At 67.8% G+C, this 2,497-nt stretch carries 2 protein-coding genes; one reads left to right on the forward strand and one right to left on the reverse strand.

All coding sequences use genetic code 11. The features are described 5' to 3' along the window. A partial coding sequence (locus tag AOZ13_RS13430; RefSeq protein WP_324603267.1) for a malic enzyme-like NAD(P)-binding protein occupies positions 1–1,375 on the reverse strand: 1,375 nt, incomplete at its 3' end. A 284-nt stretch (positions 1,376–1,659) separates the two neighbouring features. Here AOZ13_RS13430 and AOZ13_RS13435 point away from each other — a divergent pair. Continuing rightward, positions 1,660–2,313 carry a hypothetical protein gene (locus AOZ13_RS13435; RefSeq protein WP_020222733.1) on the forward strand — a complete coding sequence of 218 codons (654 nt, stop codon included), beginning with the start codon at positions 1,660–1,662 and terminating at the stop codon, positions 2,311–2,313. Positions 2,314–2,497: the final 184 nt, after the last annotated feature.

The following is a 2,497-nucleotide window of genomic DNA, read 5'->3' on the forward strand; positions in this document are numbered from 1 at the left end:
AGGCCGCGCGGATCATCTTCTCGTCGTCGCCCTCGCCGAGCGCGACGCGCTTCGGGTCGCTCTTGGCCTTATTGAGGACGATCCGCATCATCTCGCGGGACTTCCCGAGGCGCGCTTCGAGACGCTCGCGATACGCCTCGAGATCGACGGATTCGCGCGCGACGCCGGCGTCCATCGCGGCCTCGGCGACGGCGGGCGCGATCTCGAAGAGCACCCGCGGGTCGAGGGGTTTCGGGAGGATGTACTCCGGGCCGAACTGGAGGGGCTGATCGCCGTAGGCTTTGACCACTTGATCCGGGACGTCCTCCCGCGCGAGTTCGGCGAGGGCTTCGGCGCACGCGACCTTCATGGCCTCGTTGATCTCGGTCGCGCGGACGTCGAGGGCGCCCCGGAAGATGAACGGGAACCCCAGCACGTTGTTCACTTGATTCGGGTGATCGGAGCGTCCGGTGCCCATGATCACCTGATCGTCGCGAGCGGCCTTCGCTTCCTCGTACCCGATCTCGGGGTCCGGGTTCGCCATCGCGAAGATGATCGGGTTCGCCGCCATCGAGCGCACCATCTCCTGCGAGACGATGTCGGGCGCGGAGAGTCCGATGAAGACGTCCGCGCCGTCCATCGCCTCGGCGAGGTCCGCCTCGGGGACGTCGCGGGCGAACTCGGCCTTGTGATCGTTGGCGTCGCCGGCCTCGACGCGCGACTCGGTGATGACGCCCGTGGAGTCGCACATCGTGATGTTCTCCTTCGTGGCGCCGAGCGAGACGTAGAACTTCGCGGAGGCGATGGCCGAGGCGCCCGCCCCCGAAATCGTGATCTCCACGTCCCCGATGTCCTTGTCGACGATATCGAGGGCGTTGATGAGGCCGGCGCCGCTGATGATGGCGGTGCCGTGCTGGTCGTCGTGGAAGACGGGGACGTCCATCCGGTCGCGGAGGCGCTCCTCGATTTCGAAGCACTCGGGAGCCTTGATGTCCTCGAGGTTCACGCCGCCGAACGTCGGCTCCATCGCGGCGACCGACTCGACGAACCCGTCCACGTCCCCGTGGTCGAGTTCGACGTCGAAGACGTCGATGTCAGCGAAGCGCTTGAAGAGGACGCCCTTCCCCTCCATGACCGGCTTCGAGGCCTGCGCGCCGATATCGCCGAGACCGAGCACCGCGGAGCCGTTCGAGACGACGCCGACGAGATTCCCCTTCGACGTGTATCGGTACGCGTCCGTGGGGTCCTCGTCGATCCTGCGACAGGGCGTCGCGACCCCCGGCGAATACGCCAGCGAGAGGTCACGCTGCGTGTTCGTCGGCTTCGTCGTCGCTATCTCCACTTTTCCCGGCGGCTCGCGTTCGTGGTAGTCGAGCGCGTCTTCGTCGAGTCCCATATCCGGCCCCACGGACGACACCCCGAAAAACCCGCCGCTGTCACGGACCTCCCGGCTCACCCGATCGGGTTCGCCGAGACGCGTTCCACCGAGTCCGTCAGAGACAGCGTGGAAGCCCGTACGCGACGTGACCGACGGAGACCGCGCCGAGCTCTCGATGGCGGCACGCCAGCTGAGAGGGGAGCAGAACTAGATCGCCCCTCCTTCGGGACGGCGTCGATACCGAGCTTCATCGCAGGCTCCGCGGCCGAACGCTCTTGTGAGCGCCCGTCGAAACCGCGAGCATGCCGAGCGCCGACGACACCGGCTACGAGGAGACGAACCGCTTTGAGGGCGGGACGACGTGGCTCGCCCATCCCGACGAGGCGATGCAGCGCGCGAGTCACGTCCTCGACACCGACGCCGGGGTGTTCCTCGTCGATCCCGTCGACGCACCGGGAATCGATGACCTCGCCGCCGCGCTCGGCGACGTGGCCGGCGTCGTCGTCCTCATCGATCGCCACGAGCGCGACGCCGCGGCCGTCGCCCGGCGACACGACGTCCCCGTCTACCTCCCCGCACACCTCACGCGCGAGGTCGACGCGCCCACTGAGCGCTTCAGCGGGTCGCTCCCCGGCACCGAGTACGGTCTCCTGCGCACGCTCGATGTCCCGGGCTGGCACGAGGCCGCGCTCTTCGACGGCGAGACCCTCGTCGTGCCCGAGGCCGTCGGGACCGCGCCGTTCTTCCGCGGCGCCGACGAGCGATTGGGCGTGCATCCGATGCTCCGGCTCACGCCGCCGTCGGCGCTCCGCGGTCTCCGCCCCGAGCGCGTCCTCGTCGGCCACGGTCACGGCATCACGGAGGCCGCCGCGGACAGCCTCCGCTACGCACTGGCGCATTCGCGACGGAAGGCACCCGGCGTGTGGGTGTCGGGACTTCTGAGCGTGCTCCGGTGACGCGTCGGGGTGAATCAAGATGTGGCCCCGTTGCGCCAACTGGTAGTGAGGTCCACATCACCCCCCCGCGATTCTACCCGCGTATCTCACTTCAGCATAGCTCGGTCGACTGTGACTCAGCCGATCATCTCATCCATTCACTTGAAATGGTGGTGTGTCTCAGTGGCGGTGTTCAGATAAGGCT

Source organism: Halarchaeum acidiphilum MH1-52-1, from assembly GCF_000474235.1.
Taxonomy (GTDB): domain Archaea; phylum Halobacteriota; class Halobacteria; order Halobacteriales; family Halobacteriaceae; genus Halarchaeum; species Halarchaeum acidiphilum.

Excerpts from the sequence above, each read along its gene's own strand:
- AOZ13_RS13435 (WP_020222733.1), top strand. The coding sequence starts at position 1,660 with ATGCCGAGCGCCGACGACACCGGCTACGAGGAGACGAACCGCTTTGAG.